At 33.6% G+C, this 21,213-nt stretch carries 21 protein-coding genes and 1 other RNA gene; 13 read left to right on the top strand and 9 right to left on the bottom strand.

Annotation, left to right across the window (positions count from 1 at the left end):
- Positions 1 to 25 precede the first annotated feature (25 nt).
- A complete protein-coding gene (locus OL234_RS07845; RefSeq protein ID WP_275468688.1) occupies positions 26 to 748 on the bottom strand; it encodes a GntR family transcriptional regulator in 723 nt (240 codons plus the stop codon).
- 153 nt (positions 749 to 901) lie between these two features.
- On the opposite strand from OL234_RS07845, the gene OL234_RS07840 reads away from it, so the two are divergent.
- The 6 genes from OL234_RS07840 (at position 902) to scrK (ending at position 8,994) form a co-directional block, all read left to right on the top strand.
- Positions 902 to 2,224 carry a PTS sugar transporter subunit IIC gene (locus OL234_RS07840; RefSeq protein ID WP_275468687.1) on the top strand — a complete coding sequence of 441 codons (1,323 nt, stop codon included), beginning with the start codon at positions 902 to 904 and terminating at the stop codon, positions 2,222 to 2,224.
- A 54-nt stretch (positions 2,225 to 2,278) separates the two neighbouring features.
- Positions 2,279 to 4,900, top strand: a complete 2,622-nt coding sequence (locus OL234_RS07835; protein WP_275468686.1) for a glycoside hydrolase family 38 N-terminal domain-containing protein — start codon at positions 2,279 to 2,281, stop codon at positions 4,898 to 4,900.
- 16 nt (positions 4,901 to 4,916) lie between these two features.
- On the top strand, positions 4,917 to 6,194 hold the full coding sequence (locus OL234_RS07830; protein ID WP_275468685.1) for a glycoside hydrolase family 125 protein: 1,278 nt from the start codon (positions 4,917 to 4,919) through the stop codon (positions 6,192 to 6,194).
- Between the two features lie 52 nt (positions 6,195 to 6,246).
- Positions 6,247 to 7,626, top strand: a complete 1,380-nt coding sequence (locus OL234_RS07825) for a glycoside hydrolase family 1 protein (protein WP_275468684.1) — start codon at positions 6,247 to 6,249, stop codon at positions 7,624 to 7,626.
- A gap of 42 nt (positions 7,627 to 7,668) precedes the next feature.
- Positions 7,669 to 8,001: a PTS sugar transporter subunit IIB gene (locus OL234_RS07820; RefSeq protein ID WP_275470135.1), complete on the top strand. Its 333-nt coding sequence runs from the start codon at positions 7,669 to 7,671 to the stop codon at positions 7,999 to 8,001.
- 126 nt (positions 8,002 to 8,127) lie between these two features.
- Positions 8,128 to 8,994: a fructokinase ScrK gene (gene scrK, locus OL234_RS07815; protein ID WP_275470134.1), complete on the top strand. Its 867-nt coding sequence runs from the start codon at positions 8,128 to 8,130 to the stop codon at positions 8,992 to 8,994.
- Positions 8,995 to 9,058: 64 nt separating this feature from the next.
- Here scrK and OL234_RS07810 read toward each other — a convergent pair whose 3' ends face one another.
- A complete protein-coding gene (locus OL234_RS07810) occupies positions 9,059 to 9,679 on the bottom strand; it encodes an FMN-dependent NADH-azoreductase (RefSeq protein ID WP_275468683.1) in 621 nt (206 codons plus the stop codon).
- Positions 9,680 to 9,926: 247 nt separating this feature from the next.
- Here OL234_RS07810 and OL234_RS07805 point away from each other — a divergent pair, with 247 nt between their 5' ends.
- Positions 9,927 to 10,484: a recombinase family protein gene (locus tag OL234_RS07805; RefSeq protein ID WP_275468682.1), complete on the top strand. Its 558-nt coding sequence runs from the start codon at positions 9,927 to 9,929 to the stop codon at positions 10,482 to 10,484.
- 19 nt (positions 10,485 to 10,503) lie between these two features.
- Here OL234_RS07805 and OL234_RS07800 read toward each other — a convergent pair whose 3' ends face one another.
- Both OL234_RS07800 and OL234_RS07795 read right to left on the bottom strand, forming a co-directional pair.
- Positions 10,504 to 11,697, bottom strand: coding sequence for a GGDEF domain-containing protein (locus OL234_RS07800; RefSeq protein WP_275468681.1), 1,194 nt, complete (start codon positions 11,695 to 11,697; stop codon positions 10,504 to 10,506).
- 35 nt (positions 11,698 to 11,732) lie between these two features.
- Positions 11,733 to 13,217: an AcpB/EbpR/MafR family transcriptional regulator gene (locus OL234_RS07795; RefSeq protein ID WP_275468680.1), complete on the bottom strand. Its 1,485-nt coding sequence runs from the start codon at positions 13,215 to 13,217 to the stop codon at positions 11,733 to 11,735.
- A 292-nt stretch (positions 13,218 to 13,509) separates the two neighbouring features.
- Between OL234_RS07795 and OL234_RS07790 the strand changes: the two genes are divergently transcribed.
- The 3 genes from OL234_RS07790 (at position 13,510) to OL234_RS07780 (ending at position 15,065) form a co-directional block, all read left to right on the top strand.
- Positions 13,510 to 13,860, top strand: a complete 351-nt coding sequence (locus OL234_RS07790) for a zinc ribbon domain-containing protein YjdM (RefSeq protein WP_275468679.1) — start codon at positions 13,510 to 13,512, stop codon at positions 13,858 to 13,860.
- Between the two features lie 125 nt (positions 13,861 to 13,985).
- Positions 13,986 to 14,681: a zinc metallopeptidase gene (locus OL234_RS07785; RefSeq protein ID WP_275468678.1), complete on the top strand. Its 696-nt coding sequence runs from the start codon at positions 13,986 to 13,988 to the stop codon at positions 14,679 to 14,681.
- A 42-nt stretch (positions 14,682 to 14,723) separates the two neighbouring features.
- Positions 14,724 to 15,065, top strand: a complete 342-nt coding sequence (locus tag OL234_RS07780; RefSeq protein WP_275468677.1) for a hypothetical protein — start codon at positions 14,724 to 14,726, stop codon at positions 15,063 to 15,065.
- 39 nt (positions 15,066 to 15,104) lie between these two features.
- Here OL234_RS07780 and OL234_RS07775 read toward each other — a convergent pair whose 3' ends face one another.
- Positions 15,105 to 15,983: a PucR family transcriptional regulator gene (locus OL234_RS07775; protein WP_275468676.1), complete on the bottom strand. Its 879-nt coding sequence runs from the start codon at positions 15,981 to 15,983 to the stop codon at positions 15,105 to 15,107.
- 119 nt (positions 15,984 to 16,102) lie between these two features.
- Between OL234_RS07775 and tadA the strand changes: the two genes are divergently transcribed.
- Positions 16,103 to 16,636, top strand: a complete 534-nt coding sequence (gene tadA, locus OL234_RS07770) for a tRNA adenosine(34) deaminase TadA (protein WP_275468675.1) — start codon at positions 16,103 to 16,105, stop codon at positions 16,634 to 16,636.
- Positions 16,637 to 16,665: 29 nt separating this feature from the next.
- Positions 16,666 to 16,748: signal recognition particle sRNA small type (gene ffs / locus OL234_RS07765), an RNA gene on the top strand.
- 91 nt (positions 16,749 to 16,839) lie between these two features.
- On the opposite strand, the gene OL234_RS07760 is transcribed toward ffs, so the two are convergent.
- Entirely contained in the window at positions 16,840 to 17,007 is a 168-nt protein-coding gene (locus tag OL234_RS07760; protein ID WP_275468674.1) for a hypothetical protein, read from the bottom strand.
- Positions 17,008 to 17,108: 101 nt separating this feature from the next.
- Positions 17,109 to 17,612 (bottom strand): cupin domain-containing protein, encoded by a 504-nt coding sequence (locus tag OL234_RS07755; RefSeq protein WP_275468673.1) that lies wholly within the window; start codon positions 17,610 to 17,612, stop codon positions 17,109 to 17,111.
- 212 nt (positions 17,613 to 17,824) lie between these two features.
- On the opposite strand from OL234_RS07755, the gene OL234_RS07750 reads away from it, so the two are divergent.
- A complete protein-coding gene (locus OL234_RS07750) occupies positions 17,825 to 19,216 on the top strand; it encodes a glycoside hydrolase family 1 protein (RefSeq protein ID WP_275468672.1) in 1,392 nt (463 codons plus the stop codon).
- A 27-nt stretch (positions 19,217 to 19,243) separates the two neighbouring features.
- Here the strand turns inward: OL234_RS07750 and OL234_RS07745 are convergent, their stop codons facing one another.
- A complete protein-coding gene (locus tag OL234_RS07745; RefSeq protein WP_275468671.1) occupies positions 19,244 to 20,038 on the bottom strand; it encodes a TPM domain-containing protein in 795 nt (264 codons plus the stop codon).
- A complete protein-coding gene (locus OL234_RS07740; RefSeq protein WP_275468670.1) occupies positions 20,035 to 21,207 on the bottom strand; it encodes a TFIIB-type zinc ribbon-containing protein in 1,173 nt (390 codons plus the stop codon). Before OL234_RS07740 ends, OL234_RS07745 begins: the two co-directional genes overlap by 4 nt.
- Positions 21,208 to 21,213: the final 6 nt, after the last annotated feature.

Genomic DNA, 21,213 nt, shown 5'->3' with positions numbered 1-21,213 from the left:
ATGCTTTTTAATTTAGTTTGATAGTTTATCTGCGCTCTTTATTAATATGAACATCTAAAACAAATTTACTTTGATTGCTAATAAAGTAAGATTTTGAAAATTCAAACGCACGTCCTTTCTGGTCATAACCAGTTTGCTCAATGACTAAAATAGGAGAGTCTTTTGGTACATGTAAAACTTGGTTTAGTTCTTCGGTAGCGTTTTGAGCATAGATGATTCTACGTGCATCTAGCAATTGAATATTGACGTTTTGTTGAAGATAGTCATAGACGGAACCATTTAAAATATCTTGATCGATAGGCGCAATATGGACAGGCATGATGACATGTTCGAAACTATAAGGTTTTGAATTTATCTTACGGATACGCTTAAATTCGTATACAGGCTGATTGCTACTAATACCTAGATTTTGTTGTTCCTCAGTTGTTGGAAGTCGGGCATCGAAAAATAAGACATTACTAGAAATATTTTGATCTTTATGTGAAAAGGTAGCGCCAACTGGTAAATCTAGTGGTAACAGTTCACTTTCATCTGCTTCAATTTTTGATCTAACATATGTACCAGAACCTTGTTTACTATAAATTAACCCTTCATTTTCTAATAAATTTAATGATTTTTTTAGGGTAATACGAGAAACATTATATTTCTCAGAGAAAAATTCTTGGGTAGGTAGTAAAGTCCCTGAACGGTAATGGTTTGTTAGAATATCACGTTTAATGTCTGAATATATTTCTCTATATTTATACAATTTGTTAACCTCCGAACGTTCTATTTGTATATACATATTATCACGTGCTAATTAATATGTAAACCCAAATTACTAATTAGGTATTTATAAAAACAATTAAATAGCTATAATTAAGTTAGAAAAACGTTTACAAAAAATTAAGGAGTGTTATTTATGAAATTTAATGTTGAGAGATTTCAAGAACCATTACTAAAAGCTTCGGCTTGGGTAGAAAAAAATATGATTTTACAAGCAGTAAAAAATGCGTTTGTCAGAACAATCCCATTTACCGTGGTAGGTTCTTTTTCAAACCTGATTAAAATGCAGTTGGAAGCATTGATTAAAAATTATAATATTGATAATGTGATTTTAAATAATGCAGCAAAATTATTTGGTTATTTAGGAAGTGCAACTTTAGGTATTGTTGCGTTAATTGTTGTCTTTTCATCAGCCTATTCTTATGCGGTTGAATTAAAACGTCATGAAAAGAATAGTCAATTAAATCCTATTATTGCAACATTGTTAGCTTTTGCCGCTTATTTTGTAATGATTCCGAATAATGTTAACTACTTAGATTCAAAAGCAGATGTTGTAGAAGGTTTTGCCACATCATTCTTTAGTTATGAAGGGATGTTCACAGCACTCATCGTAGGTATGATTGCAGTAGATTTATTTGCACGTTTCTCAAGAAGTAAATTTACGATTAAGATGCCAGGGAATGTTCCTCAAAATGTTTTTGATTCATTCTTTTCATTGATTCCAATTAGTGAAGTCTTATTAATTTTTGGTTTAGTTCGTTTAGGTATTCAAGGTTTAGGTTACGTCTCTCTATTACAAATGATTTCAGAAGTATTAATTGCGCCATTATTGACAGTAGGAACTGGTTTACCAGCAATTATTATTGTTATTTTACTACAACAAATTTTATGGTTCTTAGGCTTACATGGCTTTAATATTGTTTGGGGAGTTGTGTCAGCTTTTTGGTTACCGCTATTCTTAGAAAATGTTGCTAAATTTGCAGAAACACAAAGCTTTGAAGGAATTTCAATCTCACCTAATACAATGACTAACGTTTATGCCATGATTGGTGGATCAGGAGCAACTTTTGGCTTAATTATTGCGATGTTAATTTTTACAAGAAATGGTGAAAAAGAAAGAGAAGTAGCTAAACTTGCTTTAGTACCAGGCTGTTTTGGTATCAATGAACCAGTTATTTTCGGTTTACCAATTGTTTTAAACCCAATTATGTTTATCCCTTGGATTTTAGTTCCAATTATTAATGCAGTGATTGCTTATGTTGTGACATCAATTGGCTGGGTAGTCCCATTAGTCGTGTTGAATGCTGGTAATGAACCAATCTTTATTAGTTCATGGGTATTAGGAGCATTCCATATTAGCCCAGTTATTTTAACTTTAGTACTAGTTATTTTGGATATTATATTATATGCACCATTCGTTATTTTAAATCAAAAACAACAAAGAGAATTACAAGCCTAAGGTACTAATTGAATAGTCAGAAAGTATCTTGCTAGGAAATGGAGAATATAGAAAATGAAAAATGTTTATACTGTAGCCCACACACATTGGGATTATGAATGGTATTTTACAAGGCAAGAATCAAAAGCTCAGTTTATTTTCCACATGGATGAAGTCTTAACTGCTTTGGAAGAAAAAAAATTAGATTATTATACATTAGATGGTCAAATGTCAATCTTGGAAGATTATTTATCAGTTTGTCCTGAAAAAGAAGCGAGTATTCGTAAATTTGTTAAAGCAGGTCGCTTGTTCATAGGACCATGGTTTACTCAGATTGATGAAATGACAACTTCTGGAGAATCAATTGTTCGTAACTTACGTTTAGGAATGAAACAGGCTGATGAATTAGGTGGCACAATGAGAGTTGGGTATTTACCAGATTCATTTGGCCAAAGTCAAGATATGCCTAAGATTTATCAAGGATTTAATATAAATCATGCTTTATTTTGGCGTGGTTTAGCTAAAGATGCTAAGACCCGTTACTTTTATTGGTCTAGTGAAGATGGCTCTAAAGTTTTAACTGCTAACATCAAGAATGGTTATTATGCAGGTGTTGATCTTATAGAAAATAATCAGTTTGATGAATTAGTTGAAAGAATATCAACTGAAACACCAAGTTGCCATCACTTATTACCAACTGGTGGGGATCAACGTGCGGTTGATTTCAACTTAAAAGAACGTATCGAACTTGGCAATCAAGAAAGTGATGAGTCAATCAACTACATCGAGAGTAACTATCCAGAGTTTTTCAAAGCATTAGAGACACAAAAAGGCTTACCTGAACTAACTGGTGAATTTATAGATCCTTCAGATTCAAAAATTCATCGTGGTATTTATTCATCAAGATATGATTTAAAACAACTATACGATAAGTTAGAGCGTGTGTTAACTTATCAATTAGAGCCATTTTCAATTATTGCCCGGGATTATGGTATTTCTGTCAAACAAGGTTTAATTGATAGTTTATGGGCGACTGTTGCTCGTGGGCAAGCACATGATAGTGCAGGTGGTTGTAATAGTGATAAGACGAACCAAGATATTTACCAACGTGGAATCAACGCACTACAAGAAGCACAATCTACTATGGATTACTTATTAAGAAAAGTGAGTATTTCAATTAATGAAAACCAGTTGAATGAATTATTTATTTGGAATCCATTGCCATTTGACATGAGTGAAGTGCGTCAGTTTGAAGTGACAACACAACTTCCTGAGTTTAAGCTAGTCGACAAATCAGGAAAAGAGCTTGAGTTTGATATTGTAACGCAGCGTGTAGAAAATGATGCTTTATTGCGTCGCAATCCAGCTGAACGTTTAGATGAATCCTACTATGTGACAACAGTCGCTATTAAAGTTGATATTCCTGCGATGTCTTATATTATGGTCCAAGTCTCAGAAGGCAGAACTTCTGGTAAAAGTCTAAAAGTAAGTGATGAGATTTCATCTGATGCTTATCGTTTACAATTTAAAGAGGGTAAATTTAATTTATACTCTGAAAAATTAGGGAAATGGTACACTAATTTCTTGAAAATTGAAGATGGTGGCGATGAGGGGGATACTTATGATTATTCACCTGCTTATCACGATTGGTTACTAGAATTAGATTTTAGTAACGCAACTGAAACAATTATTGAAGAAGGTAACTTAGTGAGTCGAATGCTGGTCAAAGGAGAGTGGCAGTTACCTTATAATCTAGACTCTAGAAAAAATCAGCGCTTAGATGCCGTTGTTGGCTATGAATTAGAATTAATTTTATGTTCAGATAGCCCTAGAATTGATGTTAACCTGACTTTAGATAATCAAGTTTTAGATCATCGTATGAGATTAATGTTAATGACAGATATTAAAGGAACTGACTCTTATGCTGACACACCATTTGGTGTTATAAAACGTCCAGTGGAAGATGATAATATTAAGAACTGGCGAGAAATTGGGTATAAAGAAGAACCAACAAGTATGCGTCCAATGTTACATTTTGCTAATACCCATTCTAATGAGTCAAGTTGGAGTTTCTTGACAAAAGGGACAAAAGATTTCCAATTAATTGGTGATGACTATGAGACTTTAGCTATTACTATCTTTAGGGGAGTAGGTTTCTTAGGTCGTCCTGATACAATTAGACGTCCAGGTGACGCTTCTGGCTTACATATGCGTGAATTAGAAACTCCAGATAGTCAATTACTTGGGAAATTAACCTTTGAAGGGAGTATTATTTTAGATAGTAAGTTTGATGCACAGGATTTACAAAAAAAATATTTAAGTATTACTCAAGAAAATTTATACTATCAAACACAGGTTCTTAATCGTTTTACAACGCAACTACAGTATTTCCAAAGTAATTTATTACCGTTAGAAAAGACTATTGTGAATCAGAAACTAGCGATTAATAATGAAAATGTAGTGATTAGTAGCTTGCTACCGTCAATTGATGGTACGGGCATTGAGTTGCGTCTCTACAATCCTTCAAAAGAAAAAATATCTCAAGTAGGTACGATTGATTTTGAATCTCCAGTAGATGTTTTCTTATTAGATCTAGAAGGAAAAATTAAGCAGTCGCTTAGCGCCAATATAGATAAATTGGAAATGAAGTCATTTGAGCCTGGTGAGATCAGAACATATGGGATTCATTTTAAATAATGAGAGGAGTTTTGGTGTGATTAATCAGAACAAATTAATTGAAGATATAACTCGTTATGGTGAAACGATAACGTTACCAACGGAAAAACAAACAAAATTATTTCGAAATGCCTTAACAGATACAATTACTAACACAGTCAGTGTTCGTGAAAATGGTGAAATCTTTGTTGCCACAGGTGATATTCCCGCTATGTGGTTAAGAGATTCAACTTTTCAAGTGTTACCTTACTTAGAAATTGCTGATAAAGTGCCAGAAGTCAAACAATTAGTTCATGGTGTTTTAAGACAACAACTCTCTTATTTAAATCATGATCCGTATTCAAATGCTTTTAATAAAGAAGAAGATGGTGGACATTATAGTAATGACACATCAAATATTCCAATTTCAGCCCTTGTTTGGGAGCGGAAATTTGAAATTGATTCCTTGTGTGCGCCTCTCTTTTTAGCTTATCACTTACAAAATAAAACAGGATATTCAGACCATTTAGACGAGAACTTTTGGAAAACGGTTGAGTTAGCAATGGATACTTTTATTCATGAACAAAATCATCAAGATTCTGCCTATACATTTGAAAGAACAGATTGTCCGCCATCAGATACCTTACCTCGTGAGGGTAAGGGCTCTGAAATAGGTTATACTGGAATGGTTTGGAGTGCGTTTAGACCAAGTGATGATGCCTGTACTTACGGTTATTTTGTGCCAGGGAATATGTTTATTGTTGTAGTTATCGATCAAATGTTAACATTATTAAATGAGCAAAAAGGTTACCAAGAACTAACAGATAAAATGAAAAAATTACAAGCAGATATCTTAAAAGGAATTGAAGAATTTGCAACTTTAGAAGATGAATTAGGAAATCGTTATTATACGTATGAGGTAGACGGTTTAGGCAATAGTTTATTTATGGATGATGCCAATGTACCAAGTTTGTTATCACTACCATTCCTAGGTTTTTGTCAAGAAGAGGACCCAATCTATCAAGCAACGCGTCAGAAAATTTTGAGTCATGATAACCCATACTACTATGAGGGAAAGGTCTTAAAAGGAATTGGTAGTCCGCACACACCACCAAATCATGTTTGGCCTATTTCTTTGGCAATGGAAGGTTTAACCTCAACAGATTTAGATTTAATTAAAAATCAGCTAAAAGTGATCAGCGAGACAGACGGTGGGACGTGTCAATGTCATGAAGGAATTGATGTTGATAATCCTGATAACTATACAAGAGAATGGTTCTCTTGGGCTAATATGACCTATTGTCAATTAGCATTTCATTATTTAGCGTTAATTTAACCACATTGGTTTGCTCCATAGGGTAACTATTAGAAAAGAGGCTCAAAAAGTTATGTTAAAATTTCCAAAAAACTTTTTATGGGGGGCAGCTACATCTGCGCCTCAATCAGAAGGTCATGCAACGTCAAACGGTAAGACACCCACAACATGGGATAAGTGGTATGAACTAGACCCCACTAAATTCACTAAAAATCAAGGACCAGAAAATACATCAAATATGTATGACATGTACCGAGAAGATGCAAAATTAATGCCACAAGTAGGAATGAATTCTTTCAGAACCTCGATTTCTTGGGCACGTTTATTACCTGACGGTCAGACAGTTAATCCAGAAGCAGTGGCATTTTATCGGTCTTATTTTGAAGAATTACATAAAAATAAAGTCAAACCAATCATTAACTTATTTCATTTTGATATGCCATGGTGGTTGATGGAAAAAGGGGGGTGGGAAGCCCGAGAGTCTGTCGAAGCCTTTGCTTTTTACGCAAAAACCGCTTTTGAATTATTTGGAGACTTAGTTGAGATGTGGACTACTTTTAATGAGCCAATCGTTCATGTAGAGTGTGGGTATTTATATGGGTATCATTATCCAGCTATTCATGATTTTAAAAAAGCAATCCAAGTAGGCTACAATACGATTATGGCGCATACTATGGCAGTTAAAAACTTCCGTGAGATGAAAGCTAAAGGTCAGATTGGTATTATTTTAAATGTGTCACCTTGTTATAGTCGAGGGGAAACCGAAGGAGATAAATTGGCAGCTAAACAAGCAGATTTATTAAATACGAAAAGTTTCTTAGACCCTGCTGTTTTAGGTCAATTTCCCAAAGAATTAGTCAATTTATTGAAAGAGAATGAATTACTACCGACGACTCAACAAGGAGATAAGGAAGCAGTTTCTACCAATACAGTTGATTTCATTGGATTGAACTATTACCAACCACGCCGAGTTCAAGAACCTGTTCAAAAATTAGTCGGGAAAGCGACAGATCCATCTGATTTTTACGCACCTTATGTTTGGCCAGATCGTAAGATGAATGTATATCGTGGTTGGGAGATTTATCCAGAGGCTTTATATGATGTTGCCATGATGATGAAAAATGACTATGATAATATGCCTTGGTTTGTTTCAGAAAACGGTATGGGTGTTGCAGAAGAAGAACGTTTCCTTGATGATGAAACTGGCATGATTCAGGATGATTACCGTATTGAATTTATGAAAGAGCATCTGGAACAATTACATAAAGGAATTGAAGCAGGGAGTCAGTGCTTTGGTTATCAAACTTGGACGTTTGTTGATTGTTGGTCATGGTTAAATGGTTACACGAATCGTTATGGTTTTTACCGTGTGGAGTTAGATAACAATTACAAACGGACGATGAAAAAAAGTGGGTTATGGTTTAAAGAATTATCTGATAATAACGGCTTTTAATTTTAAATAACCCAACCGACAGTATGGTTAATTCAGGAGGAAATAAAAATGAAAAAAATTATGTTAGCCTGCTCAGCAGGTATGAGTACTAGTTTGTTAGTTTCTAAAATGGAGCAAGCAGCAGTGAAGGAAGGACTAGAAGTTGAAATTTTTGCTGTGCCTGCTTCAGAAGCTGAAGAACATTTAAATAATACAGTTGAAAAAGTAGATATCTTACTTTTAGGTCCCCAAGTTAGATTTATGAAAGCTCAATTCGATAAAAAAGTAGCCGGTACAGCGACTTTAGTAGATGTAATTGATATGCAAGCATATGGTATGATGGACGGAGCTAAAGTATTAGCAACAGCTATGGCACAATTAGCTGAAAATAATTAAAGTTTAGACTGAATTGAGCCTAATTAGTAGTGTCATTACGATAGTATATAAAAAGAATCAGAAGCAACTATGATCTTGCATAGTCGCTTCTGATTCTTCAATTAAGGAGATTATTAATTTATGGATATGTTAGGTAGTATTGAAGCAGGTGGCACTAAATTTGTGTGTGCCGTATCTGACAGTGAATTGACTATTATTGAGCGAATTTCTTTTCCAACAACAAGTCCTGTCGAGACTTTAGCCAAAGTTATTGACTTTTTTAAGAAATATGATGAAAAATTAAAAGCGATTGGTATAGGTTCTTTTGGCCCAATCGATTGTAATCCTCAATCAGAAAAATACGGTTGGGTTACATCGACACCTAAACCGGGTTGGACTAATTTTGATTTTTTAGGCGAAATGAAAGTCGCGTTTAAACAACCTGTGTATTGGACAACAGATGTCAATGCAGCGTGTTATGGTGAAGTTTATGCCGGCGGAGGCTTAGGTTTAAGTAGCGTTGTTTACTACACGATTGGCACAGGTATCGGTGCTGGTGCCATTCAAAATGGAAAATTTATTGGCGGAATCAATCATACAGAAATGGGACACATGATGGTTCCTAAAAATCCAAATGATGATTACAGTGGTACTTGTCCCTATCATCAAGATTGTTTAGAGGGATTAGCGGCAGGACCTGCCATAGAAGCCAGGTCTGGAATAAAAGGACAAGACTTAGCACCTGATTCCCCATATTGGGAATTAGAAGCTGAATACCTTGCAAAATGTCTTTATAATACTACCTTAATGTTATCACCAGAGCGAATCATTTTAGGTGGAGGGGTGATGGAGCAAAAACACTTGTTACCGATGGTGAGAGAGAAATTTAAAGAGCTATTAAATGGTTATGTTGAGACACCAGAGATGGCGACATATATCATCACCCCCGTTTTAGAAAATAATGCAGCAACGATTGGGTGCTTAGCATTGGCTAAACAACTTTTAGTAGATTAAGAAAAATGGACATACAGCTATTTAAAATAAAAAAGATTGCCTTTAAACAAAGGCAATCTTTTTTTTAAAATGTTTTAGCTAAATCTGCTGCACTGGCAAAAGCAGCAGCGAGAATTTTGTCGCTATCTTCAGGATGATGATCAATACCTTCGATAAATAATTGATGATAATCATTAACCCCAACAAAGTTCATAATTCCTTTTAAGTACATCGAAGAGAAATCTTGACCATTGTAGCTACCACCATTTGATTGGATGTGTAATACTTTCTTACCTTCTGTTAGTGGAGCAGGTCCTGTCGCTGTATATTTAAATGTTTTACCAGCAACATTAATTGTATCTACCCAAGCTTTTAAACGAGTTGGAATATTTAAATTCCAAAGGGCGTTGGCGATAACAATTCGGTCAGCTGCTAAAAATTGTTCAGTGGAGGCATTAAAACGTGTTAAAAGTCCTTGTTGCTCAGTTGTTAATGTTGCAAAGTCATTACCTGCTTTCAGGGAATACATAGCAGTTAATAGTGCTTCATCCAATTCTGGGATATCTGATGTAAAAACATCGACGATTTCAACGGATGCATCAGGGTTACTAGCTTTAAAAGAAGAGATGAAATGATCCATTACTTTCATTGAAGTTGAGTGCTCAGCAGATAACGGATGAGCTTTGATTACTAATAAGTTTGACATGATATAACCTCGCATTTTTTTTATTTAATCACTTGTTTATTCTACTAAAAAGCTAAAACTAAGTCTAGATTTATGTTTAGTAAAAGAGAGGTTAATAAATCATTTTAAGAAGGTACGTTATTTTCATAATTTACATATTCATATGCAAAGAGTGGTATAGTAATTTTGTTGTATGTTTAATATACTATTTATAAGATATAGGTATAAAAAATATAGAGTAATTAAATGAATAGGGGATGCAATAAAAATGAACGTAGTAGGATATGCTTATGCCACAGAGGATAAAAAATATTTATCATCACAATTAGAAAGTTTAGGAAAATATGGATGCGATCGTATCGTATTAGAAACTGACTTGTTTACAGGAGGAGGTCATCCTCATAAAGAATTAGAAAATTCATTATCTGAGATGTCATCTGGGGATCAATTGATTGTTTATGAATTAGTTTGTTTGGGAAAATCAATTATTCAATTAGCAGAGTTAGTTGCTGTATTACGTGAAAAAAATATAGAGTTAGTTGTTGTCAATCGTAGACCAGGCTTAGAAGATGTTGATAATAAAACATACATGGCAATGATTGAAGCAATGTCAGCAACTGAAAAAATTATTATTCGTGAGCGTACGTCTCGTGGTTTAGAGCAAGCCAGAAAAAATGGTCGCGTTGGGGGACGTCCAAAAATTTCTAAAGAAACGGTTGAAAAAATTCAATTCTTATATAAAAATAATAAACATACCTTAAGAGAGATTGCTGATGAATGTGATATTTCTTTAGGAACTGCTTACAAGTATACACAAGCACGTTAAAAAAAACAGCCTAGAAAAACTAGGCTGTTTTTTTTGTATAATCTTCTTGATAAAGTTTATTTTTACCATTTCGTTTCGCTTCATATAAGGCTGTATCGGTCAAAATAAAAGCATATTGAGAACTAAAATTAGGTGTGACGTTGAAGTGACACAGACCGATAGAAACTTCTAAATAAATTTCTTTTTTTTGGATAATAAAAGGTCGATCTTTTAATTTTTTTTGTAAAAGATCATAATAATCAAGTGATTTATCTTTAGGTTGGTCATGCATGATAGCAAATTCGTCGCCACCGATGCGGCAAAGATAATTATTAGGTTCCTGTGCGATAGAACACAAAATATCAGAAAAATGAACTAAGACCATATCTCCTACCTTGTGTCCATAGGTATCATTGATTGTTTTAAAATTATCTAAGTCTAGGATACTTAAAGATAACGGTGCATTTTGTTTACTCTTCGGATCTGCTAAGTAATCTAAAAAAAATTCAAAAGAATTTTTATTATAAAGTCCGGTGAGAGTATCGTAAATCGCGGCTGTTTTATAAACATTTACTGATTGTGAGAGTGAGATCGTAGTAGTAATAATCCCAGATGTTAACAAGAAGATAAAGGTATACATGATTAAATAATAGAGTGATTCTTTAGCATCTTGATTAGTCAAGACTCCTTTTGTATAAAGGGTAAAAGAAAAAGCTTTTAAGAAAATAAGGCATGCTAGAAAGATAAAGTGACTTTGCCAATATTGGACGTTCATTTTTTTTAAATAGCTTGCTAAAATAGTTAGAATTGCAATAAAAATCATTGTATTTATTATCTCAGACGGTGTATATAAAACCGGATGCTGAATAAAAATCAAGTATTTTAATAAGGCGAGGGTGACAGAGCTAATCAAACCAATCAGAGGCGAGATATAGAGTGTCACAAGATAGACAAAAGCATAGCTCATATCTATCCCATGTCTAGGGTTATTAGATGTAGGAATTAGATTATTATAAAGTAGAAAACTGATTAATCCTAGTAAGACACCCATGAAAATAAGCATAGGGAGTTTTAAATGTTTTAATTGGTCTTCTACAATAAAAGATCGTGATTCCTGACCTCGTTTGGTTGCAAAATATAAGGAAAAGAAATATAAAGTCAGAATAGCACTAATAATAATTGAAATATTTATTAAGACAGCATTCAAAACACTAATTATGTGTACTACTAACATTTTAAATAAAGCACCTCCTTTAAAACTGTCTTTTATTAAGGGAGTTTTGCTAAGTGTGATCGGTAAACTGTATTGATTGCTTGCCGAATTTCCCCCCAATCTTGATCAGAAGGAATAGCATCGACAACAATAACTTTGTCATTATTTAGTAATTCCCAGAAAAATGTTGTAATGTAATAGTCATAATTATTTAATTCATTTGGGTCATTATTTTCCAGAAAAATAATAGAGCCATAATAAATCGTAATTTCAACTTTTGAATTAAAATTTTTAGTAATCATATCAGCTAGAAGTTCAGCATGTTCATTTCCTAAATCACTAATGATTAATAACCGAGCTTTGGCTTTTTTATTTTCTAAAATGAGTGGTAAATTTTTCCACTTAACCATTAGCCAATAAATAATCTTACTATTAAACTGACTTGACCAAGGAAATCCCATATTATTTTCTAAGGGTAAGAGACACTCTTTAATTAAATCAGTAAAGATTGGATAGTTTTTTTCAATCGCTTTACCATTAAATTGATAGCGATCAAATAAAATATAATCATTGAATGGGTAGAAATAGTGTTCAAAATAAATTAAACGCAACATACTCGTGATTTGTTGATAGCTTTCCATGTCTAATTTTTCATTAATACGTTGTTGAAGTTGGCTGAGAAATTGTTCTATTTTAGTATCTAAGGACGCTAATTTAATGTCGTCCAAAAGTTCAGCTTTTAAAAATAAGATGGATACAATCAGTTCATTGGTTAGGTCGTCATCTAAGTTTAGATTATGTGGTGCTAAAATTAGATTTAACATCTCCTTATGCTGTAAGAAAAACTCTTTTTGATCGGCTGTTATAGATGAATAGTCTTTAGAATCTGATTTAAAACCTTGAGAATAGCGCTCTAAAGTTACCGCAATAATGTAGGCTAAAAACATAATCAATAGCTCATCGACATAATAGCCAAATTTTTTATATAGTGCTGTTGAAAAATTAACAAGTAATTTGCGATCAAATTTAAAAGGCCAATGGTGGACACCATAGATTTCAAATAAATAAATAGTGAAAAAATGGCGAACATAATACTCATTATGAGGCGTGATATGACAGGGTCTTTTTTGTAATTTTAATCCAAAATTTGCCAGAGATTTACTTAATTGATTTGAAATGCGATAGAGAGAAGACTCACTAATAAATAATTGTTCTTCCCAATCTTCAATCACTAAATTAGGATTAAAAAAGATACTTTCAAGTAATCTAAAAGAATCTGATTTTTGAATAACTTTATTATAAACTACCGAAACATGGCTGCTTGCAGGTGTTTTTAAACGAACCCCATTCTTCTTTGAAGTTTCAATAATTAAAAAAGGTGCCCACTGTTCTTTTAAAAAGTGAACATCGCTATTAATAGTTCTAAGAGATGCTTGATTTTGTTCAGCAAGCTCATTGGAACTGACCCAGTTAGACGTTATATTGAGTTGTTCTAAAATTGCAAGGCGACGTCTGGTTGACGCATCTAATAATTCTCTCATAGGAGCCTCCTGTTATATTATCCACTGTAGTATACCATTTTTGCTAAATAAAAGTAAGAATGGAACGTTAAACATAAAAAATATTTGTTTTTCAGTAGTTTTAAAGTGAATTATATATTAAATAACCATTAAAGATAGTGAAAGTGACATTTTTTTAATAATTTATGGAGAATGAATTATATAATTGAATATTTTTTCAAAAAAAGAAACGATTTTAAAATAACAGTAATTGGTTTTTTTAAAACAATGTGCTACTCTATTAGTATAAAAAAATTTGAATAGGAGAATTAAAATGTCAATTCCAAATTGTCCACAATGTAACTCAGAATATGCTTACGAGGATCGTTCTTTATTCATTTGTCCAGAATGTGGGAATGAATGGTCTACTTCAACAGAGTCCGAAGAAGTTGAAGTAGAAACTGTTATTAAAGATAGTAATGGTAATGTTTTAACTGAGGGCGATGCTATCAGTGTTATCAAAGATTTAAAGGTGAAAGGTAGTTCAACTGCGATTAAAAAAGGAACAAATGTTAAGAATATTCGTTTAATTGATCCTTCAATGAATAACGATCACGATATTGAATGTAAAATTGATGGATTTGGTGTAATGAAATTGAAATCCGAATTTGTTAAAAAGATCTAATTTATCGCAGGTTAAAAAAAGAACTGACCGATGGGGGACAGTTCTTTTTTTAGTAAGTGTCGTCTTTGTTTAAATAAAGAAATTAAAACGAAGGTAAAGTAGGGAATAAAGAAAGGAGCTTTTTTATGTATGGTGCGATGAATTTAATTTGGGATAAAACCTACATATTTATATTAATTGGTATGCTTTTGTCATTTTTAGCGTCAAATTATGTAACAAGTACCTTTAAAAAATATTCGGGAATAAGAAACAAAAGAGGCTATACAGGAATAGATGCAGCACAAATGGTATTAAAAGTATCCAATGTACAAGGTGTTAGCGTTCGAGCAATTTCAGGTCAATTAACAGATAATTATAATTCAGGTAATAAGGTTCTAAGTTTATCAGAGCCTGTTGCAAATGTTCAATCTGTTGCTGCGGTTGGTGTCGCAGCTCATGAATGTGGACACGCTGTGCAAGACGCTGTTGATTATGTTCCCTTACGTTTGCGAGCTGCGTTAGTCCCAATTGCTAATTTTGGTTCAAGTATTTCTTTTCCATTAATTATGGCCGGTGTTTTCTTTGGTCAATTTTTAATTAATATTGGCATTTTATGTTTTTCAGTAGCCTTTTTATTTCAAATCGTTACGCTACCGGTAGAGTTTAATGCATCTAGAAGAGCTCTTAATATTTTGGAAGAAACCGAGATGTTAGATGAAGAAGAAATGACAATGGCAAAACATGTCTTATTTGCTGCCGCTTTAACATATGTTGCCTCAGCTGTCTCTGTTTTACTTCAATTGTTAAGATTGGTCATTTTATTCGGAGATAGACGTGATTAGTGTTATAATGAAGATAGATTAAATGATGAAGGAGCTGATTGAATGAAAACATCAACTAAAGTATTAATAGGTCTTGGGACTAGTGCGTTAATAGGAACAACAGTAGCTGTTTTAGCATCAGAAAAAATTATAGGTGCAGTTAAAGATACAAAAAATCGTTATCAAGTGAAGCAGTTTGTTGACCACAAATTAAACGGTAGTGAAGAAATATTACATGTAGTAGATGGTTTATCAGATTCTGAAATTGCGACTGTAGTAAAACTTTTGGATAAAATGGAAGAGGGTCGTAAGAAAATATCAGTAACTGGCAAGTCGGTTAAAGAAGCGACAGATGATGTTGTTCAAACCTTAACGAATTTTGTTAATGGCTTTGTAGAAAATTAATAAAAAACCGTTAATCCTTAAAAAGATTAACGGTTTTTTTTATTGAGTTAAGGTAATTAAATAGCTTAAAGCTAAATCATCCATATTTTTTAAAGACAAACCGGTATTGTCTTTAAATTTTTCAAGGCGATATTGAAGAGTGTTACGGTGCATGTAAAGTTCTTTTGATGTGGAACTAATATTACCTTGATGAAGCCAAAGTGTTTTAATAATTTTTTTCATAGTGGGGTCAATTAGTAGATGCGCCTGAAAATATGTCATGATAGAACTGTCAGGTATACTATCTTTTGTCAAATAATGCAAAGCGACTTGAGAAAAAACAGTAACCTGATTAGCACTAATTTGGGTTTCTTTTTGGCAGCTAATTGTTCTTTCTTCTGAAAATAGTTGAGGAAATTTTTCAGAATAAGGATAAAAATTTCCTAGATAAAGGGAAACCTTACAATTAAAATCTGTTTCTAGCGTTAATAAAATACCTTCTAGTTGTTCACTACTAAAATTATTTTTACCTTTTTTCTCAATTAGCACACCGTAAGTGTCTGTGATATAAAAAGAATCAATTGGGTTATCAAACATATTAGTGAATGCCTTTAGCCATTCTAGTTTGGCGGTCATTTTTTCATTATTAATCATGGAAAAATGAAGGAGTCGATACTTGCCAGTTACTTTTTTTATGGGCTGATTATTAACTAAAAATTGATACCAAGGATGTCTGTGCTGATCAATCATAGTCTCTTGTTTCTCAAGGAAAAGTGAGCTTAATAAGGCTATTTCAGTCTGTGTCAGCCGTTCTTTAGGTAAACATAGCCAAGTATCTTTGAGTGGTATATCTAAAAAATAGTTATTTTTCATTGGTTTTTTTTGGGGAATCGCAAAGTTATAAATTTCTTCTAATTGTGCTATATCGATTTCAATCACCAACTATCTAAAAATTTATGTATCTTTTCTTTGTCTCATAGTATACTGAATAGCAAGAAGAAAGACAACTTATTATAGGATAAATCATAGATGAATGAAGCTAGGAAGTGTATTAAACGATGGGAAAAAATAGTTCTTTAACAGATGAAGAAAAAAAGTTTTTTATGTCTGAAGCGATATCGGAAGCTAAATTAGCAGAAGCTAAAGGTGAAGTTCCGATTGGTGCAATTGTTGTTCATAGAGGTAAAATTATTGGAAGAGGTCATAATATCAGGGAAATATCACAAAATGCTACAACACATGCAGAAATGTTAGCTATCCAAGAGGCTTGTGGCAAGATAGAAAATTGGCGCTTAGCTGAAAGTCAATTGTTTGTGACCTTAGAACCTTGTCCCATGTGTAGTGGTGCGATTATCTTATCACGTGTTGATGAGGTTTACTATGGTGCGAAAGATCCCAAGGCAGGTGTGGCTGGTAGTTTAATGAATTTATTAGAAGATGTACGTTTTAACCATCAATGTTATGTTGAATTTGGAATTTTAGAAAAAGAGTGTGGTGAAATTTTAACGAGTTTCTTTAAGAAACTGAGAGAGAGAAATAAAGAAAGAAAAAAATTAAAACAGTTAGAACAAAAAAATGTAAATAAAGACTAGTATTTATTATTAATATCGGTTATAATAATCTTTGGGCAATGGTGGGCCGGCTAATTGTGTCAGATCCGGAAGGAAGCAGCACTACGTTGGTGCCGCCATGTGCCTATTATTTTAAACTTACAAGAGCTACGTTAAGCGTAGCTCTTTTTTTGTAGGTAAAACTAAATAAGCCTAGCTTACTAATGTGAGCTGGGCTTATTTTCTTATGATAGTGGTAATTTTTTACCATTAATTTTAACCTTACAATGTGGACATTTTGTTTTTTCATACTTGACTGTAATAGGTGTGGCACAAATAGGACAAGAAACCACAACACCGGTTGTTTTTAATAAATGGGTTGTTTGCTGTTTGATTTTTTTTGGCATGTTCATACGAGTCACCACCTTTCAATTTAAGTATAGCAAAGGTGATGATTAATTATTTTATAGAAATCAAAGAAAATTAACTAACAGGATAAGAGGTAGATTTAACCTTATTTAGGAATAGTTTTAAAAGCTAGTTTTTCAATTAATTCATGATGTGCTGGATAAATGTCAAGGAGTTGTTGTTGAGTGAATAACTCAAAATCAGTATAGTCAAAGCCAGGTGAGACCATGCAACTAACCAGTGAAAAATTATTTATCCCATTTACACTAGACCCGAAAATAGAACCTTTAGGAACAAGAGTTTGTAAAAGTTCACCTTTTTCTGGGTTATTTCCTAATTTTATGAGTTTATAGTCGCCATCTTGATTAATCAAATGAATTTGTAAGGGGGAACCTTGATGAAAGTACCAAACCTCATCTGACTTTAAGCGATGGAGGTGAGAGGGATTTTTTGAAGTTAATAAAAAGTAAATACTCGTATAAAGTGGCCGTTTTTGATCAGTACTATTGGTGATTTTTTCACCGCTTTCAAGTATACGTCGGTAAAACCCACCTTCTGGATGTGGCACTAATTCTAAATATTTAATCCAATAATCTTGATTTTTCAACATAATAGCATTCTCCAATCTATTTTAATAATAAAACCCAATTTAAGTGTAACATGTTACGTTGTATTAACTAAAAAAACTTGTTTTTTATTTTATAACAAAACCCACCTGATTATCGTTTAGAATAAACATATAAAAATAAAAAAACATTATAGTTTAAGGGTACAAAAAGGATGGACATTTTTTATTTATTAGTAGATTAAGGAGTGGATAACATGTTAAAATTTCCAAAAGGTTTTTTATGGGGGGCAGCTACATCAGCGCCCCAATCAGAAGGTCATGCAACGTCAAACGGTAAGACACCCACAACATGGGATAAGTGGTATGAACTAGACCCCACTAAATTCACTAAAAATCAAGGCCCAGAAAATACATCAAATATGTATGACATGTACCGAGAAGATGCAAAATTAATGCCACAAGTAGGAATGAATTCTTTCAGAACCTCGATTTCTTGGGCACGTTTATTACCTGACGGGCAGACAGTTAATCCAGAAGCAGTGGCATTTTACCGGTCTTATTTTGAAGAATTACATAAAAATAAAGTCAAACCAATCATTAACTTATTTCATTTTGATATGCCATGGTGGTTGATGGAAAAAGGGGGGTGGGAAGCCCGAGAGTCTGTCGAAGCCTTTGCTTTTTACGCAAAAACCGCTTTTGAATTATTTGGAGACCTAGTTGAGATGTGGACTACTTTTAATGAGCCAATCGTTCATGTAGAGTGTGGGTATTTATATGGGTATCATTATCCAGCTATTCATGATTTTAAAAAAGCAATCCAAGTAGGCTACAACACGATTATGGCGCATACTATGGCAGTTAAAAACTTCCGTGAGATGAAAGCTAAAGGTCAGATTGGTATTATTTTAAATGTGTCACCTTGTTATAGTCGAGGAGAAACCGAGGGTGATAAATTGGCAGCTAAACAAGCAGATTTATTGAATACGAAAAGTTTCTTAGACCCAGCTGTTTTAGGCCAATTCCCCCAAGAATTAGTCGATTTATTAAAAGAGAATGAGTTACTACCGACGACTCAACAAGGAGATAAGGAAGCAGTTTCTACAAATACAGTTGATTTCATTGGATTGAACTATTACCAACCACGCCGAGTTCAAGAACCTGTTCAAAAATTAGTCGGGAAAGCGACAGATCCATCTGATTTTTACGCACCTTATGTTTGGCCAGATCGTAAGATGAATGTATATCGTGGTTGGGAGATTTATCCAGAGGCTTTATATGATGTTGCCATGATGATGAAAAATGACTATGATAATATGCCTTGGTTTGTTTCAGAAAACGGTATGGGTGTTGCAGAAGAAGAACGTTTCCTTGATGACGAAACTGGCATGATTCAGGATGATTATCGCATTGAATTTATGAAGGAGCATCTGGAACAATTACACAAAGGAATTGAAGCAGGGAGTCAGTGCTTTGGCTATCAAACTTGGACGTTTGTTGATTGTTGGTCATGGTTAAATGGTTACACGAATCGTTATGGTTTTTACCGTGTGGAGTTAGATAACAATTATAAACGGACGATGAAAAAAAGTGGGTTATGGTTTAAAGAATTATCAGAAACTAACCGATTAAAAATAACAAAATAAAAAAAGAAGCTCATTGAGCTTCTTTTTTTAAAAACCTCTTCCGCCTCCACCATGACTTGAGCCACCACTTGAGGTATGGCTACCATTTCCTGGGTCCACCTTGGGTATGTGTCTAGAAGTAGTAAACGTGTTGATAAGATGATCATCACGTTGAGATAAACTTAGGCTACCATTATCACGATAAGAGTAACGATAACTTGAGCGTTTTAACGTGTATTTACCATATACTGTTGAGTAGACAGCAAGGGAAACAACAATGCCTGCGATAACGGCAATAAGGCCTTCGAGTGTTGTAATGGTTTTAACTTTTGTTAGGGCACCAGAAGATTGATCGTAATTATAATTTTTAGTATATCGAGACATATCATCAATCACGCTCAACACAGCATCAGTATAATTTTGACTTTTCATAGATGTTTCAGCATGGTCTAATAATCGTTCTCTTTTACTACCAGTTAGTAGTTCGATTAGGGTTCCAGCTGTTGAAATATAGTAGGTTCGATTATCCATATCAATTAAGAATAGAAAGCCAGTTTTATTAGGACCCGTTCCAAAGTTATGTTGATCATAAAAATCATCTGCGTAGTCTTGCGGACTTTTGCCTTCAGCATCGATTGTTGTTAAAATTACGGCATCCATCTTAGTTTCAGTTTTAAAAGTAGCAATTGCTGATTGGATAGTTGTCTTATCACTATCAGAAAACAAATTTGCCTCATCAAACAAGCGAGAGGTTTCATTGGCTTGGGCTGGATAGCTAATCAGACAAAAGCCGAGGAAGCTGATTATAATAATTAATGATTTTTTTAACAGATTATTTATCATATGAAATAACCTCCAATTAAGACGGCAATTAATGCCAGTATCCCCATGCTTAATGAAAAGAGTGTAAGTTTGAATGTATTGATAGGTAATTTTCCACTTACTTTTCCTGTAGCACCATTCATTACGTAATAATAGGGTTTAGGATTTTCGCTAGCATCTTGCTGATTATTATAGGTTACTAACCAAACAGGAAGTAGTACGTAGCGCTGTTGTTGTTTATCTATCTGTAAGTGACTTTGTTTATTATAAACAGTTGAGTACCCAGAAATTGTGTCTTCAAGTAAATCATTGCCATAACCTTTGAGTTCTGATGAAAGTTCTTGATTTAATTCACTTATTTCAATATCTCGTTTTTCGGCTTGGAAACCTGCTAAAAATTGTGAATGGAATGGCTGGCTTTGTTCTAAAGGGAAGGGCTGTACTGACTCGACCATTTTAACTTTAGCATTTTTCTTCAAAGCGTTTTTTACTAAAGCAGTTAGCGATATTTTACCTTTACGATAAAGTTTGAATTTTTTTGTTTGAGTATATTCATAATCTCCAACACGCCATACGCTAATAGAGTTAGCATTGGCTGATAAATCCCCGCTTAAATCAGCATCAACAATCCAATAAGGAAAATAAACACCCGTTAGTTTTTCTACTTGGGATTTGTCAAAAAAATCTTTTGGAATAAATTTCTTTTTTTGAGCCCAGTTCAAAAATGAATCGATTGCTTCTTCTTTTTCAATAGCAAAAGGTAAGATAGATTCTGGTAAGAACTCACCGCTAATACGCCCAGCTAGAACTACAGGATTATGACAATAATAGCAGTAAGTCGCAGCGGTTGTTGCCTCTGTTACTATTTCGGCACCACAACTTGGACAATTAAAAAGTTCCATGTAAGCATCATCGTCAGACTCTTTATGAGTATCTGTCGCATAGTGTTCACTAGTCGAATTTCTCTCAGGTGGCTCCAAATTTAAATTTTCTACAGGGGCATCGATGCTTGAGGAACTGTCTTTTGCTAGAGTGTCTTGTTTTTTTTCAGCTTTCTTAGCCTCAAATTTTTCAATATCTGTAACAGAGAAGCGACTCAAACAGTATTCACAATGAAAATTTTGATCTTTCGGATCAAAGAGTAATGGCCCATCACAGTTAGGGCACTTATGTATAATAACATCGCTCATAATTTA

The organism is Vagococcus intermedius (assembly GCF_029144185.1).
Classification (GTDB): Bacteria; Bacillota; Bacilli; order Lactobacillales; family Vagococcaceae; genus Vagococcus_D; species Vagococcus_D intermedius.
The sequence above is the reverse complement of the archived record's forward strand: the minus strand, read 5'-3'. Positions and strand labels throughout refer to the sequence as shown.

Bases quoted from the DNA above. Each gene is read 5' to 3' on its own strand.
- scrK (WP_275470134.1), top strand. From the start codon at position 8,128: ATGTTAGGTAGTATTGAAGCAGGTGGCACTAAATTTGTGTGTGCCGTA.
- OL234_RS07755 (WP_275468673.1), bottom strand. From the start codon at position 17,612: ATGTTGAAAAATCAAGATTATTGGATTAAATATTTAGAATTAGTGCCA.
- OL234_RS07780 (WP_275468677.1), top strand. From the start codon at position 14,724: ATGAAAACATCAACTAAAGTATTAATAGGTCTTGGGACTAGTGCGTTA.
- OL234_RS07840 (WP_275468687.1), top strand. From the start codon at position 902: ATGAAATTTAATGTTGAGAGATTTCAAGAACCATTACTAAAAGCTTCG.
- OL234_RS07805 (WP_275468682.1), top strand. From the start codon at position 9,927: ATGAACGTAGTAGGATATGCTTATGCCACAGAGGATAAAAAATATTTA.
- OL234_RS07785 (WP_275468678.1), top strand. From the start codon at position 13,986: ATGTATGGTGCGATGAATTTAATTTGGGATAAAACCTACATATTTATA.
- OL234_RS07810 (WP_275468683.1), bottom strand. From the start codon at position 9,679: ATGTCAAACTTATTAGTAATCAAAGCTCATCCGTTATCTGCTGAGCAC.
- tadA (WP_275468675.1), top strand. From the start codon at position 16,103: ATGGGAAAAAATAGTTCTTTAACAGATGAAGAAAAAAAGTTTTTTATG.
- OL234_RS07835 (WP_275468686.1), top strand. From the start codon at position 2,279: ATGAAAAATGTTTATACTGTAGCCCACACACATTGGGATTATGAATGG.
- OL234_RS07745 (WP_275468671.1), bottom strand. From the start codon at position 20,038: ATGATAAATAATCTGTTAAAAAAATCATTAATTATTATAATCAGCTTC.
- OL234_RS07825 (WP_275468684.1), top strand. From the start codon at position 6,247: ATGTTAAAATTTCCAAAAAACTTTTTATGGGGGGCAGCTACATCTGCG.
- OL234_RS07795 (WP_275468680.1), bottom strand. From the start codon at position 13,217: ATGAGAGAATTATTAGATGCGTCAACCAGACGTCGCCTTGCAATTTTA.
- OL234_RS07750 (WP_275468672.1), top strand. From the start codon at position 17,825: ATGTTAAAATTTCCAAAAGGTTTTTTATGGGGGGCAGCTACATCAGCG.
- OL234_RS07800 (WP_275468681.1), bottom strand. From the start codon at position 11,697: ATGTTAGTAGTACACATAATTAGTGTTTTGAATGCTGTCTTAATAAAT.
- OL234_RS07790 (WP_275468679.1), top strand. From the start codon at position 13,510: ATGTCAATTCCAAATTGTCCACAATGTAACTCAGAATATGCTTACGAG.
- OL234_RS07740 (WP_275468670.1), bottom strand. From the start codon at position 21,207: ATGAGCGATGTTATTATACATAAGTGCCCTAACTGTGATGGGCCATTA.
- OL234_RS07760 (WP_275468674.1), bottom strand. From the start codon at position 17,007: ATGAACATGCCAAAAAAAATCAAACAGCAAACAACCCATTTATTAAAA.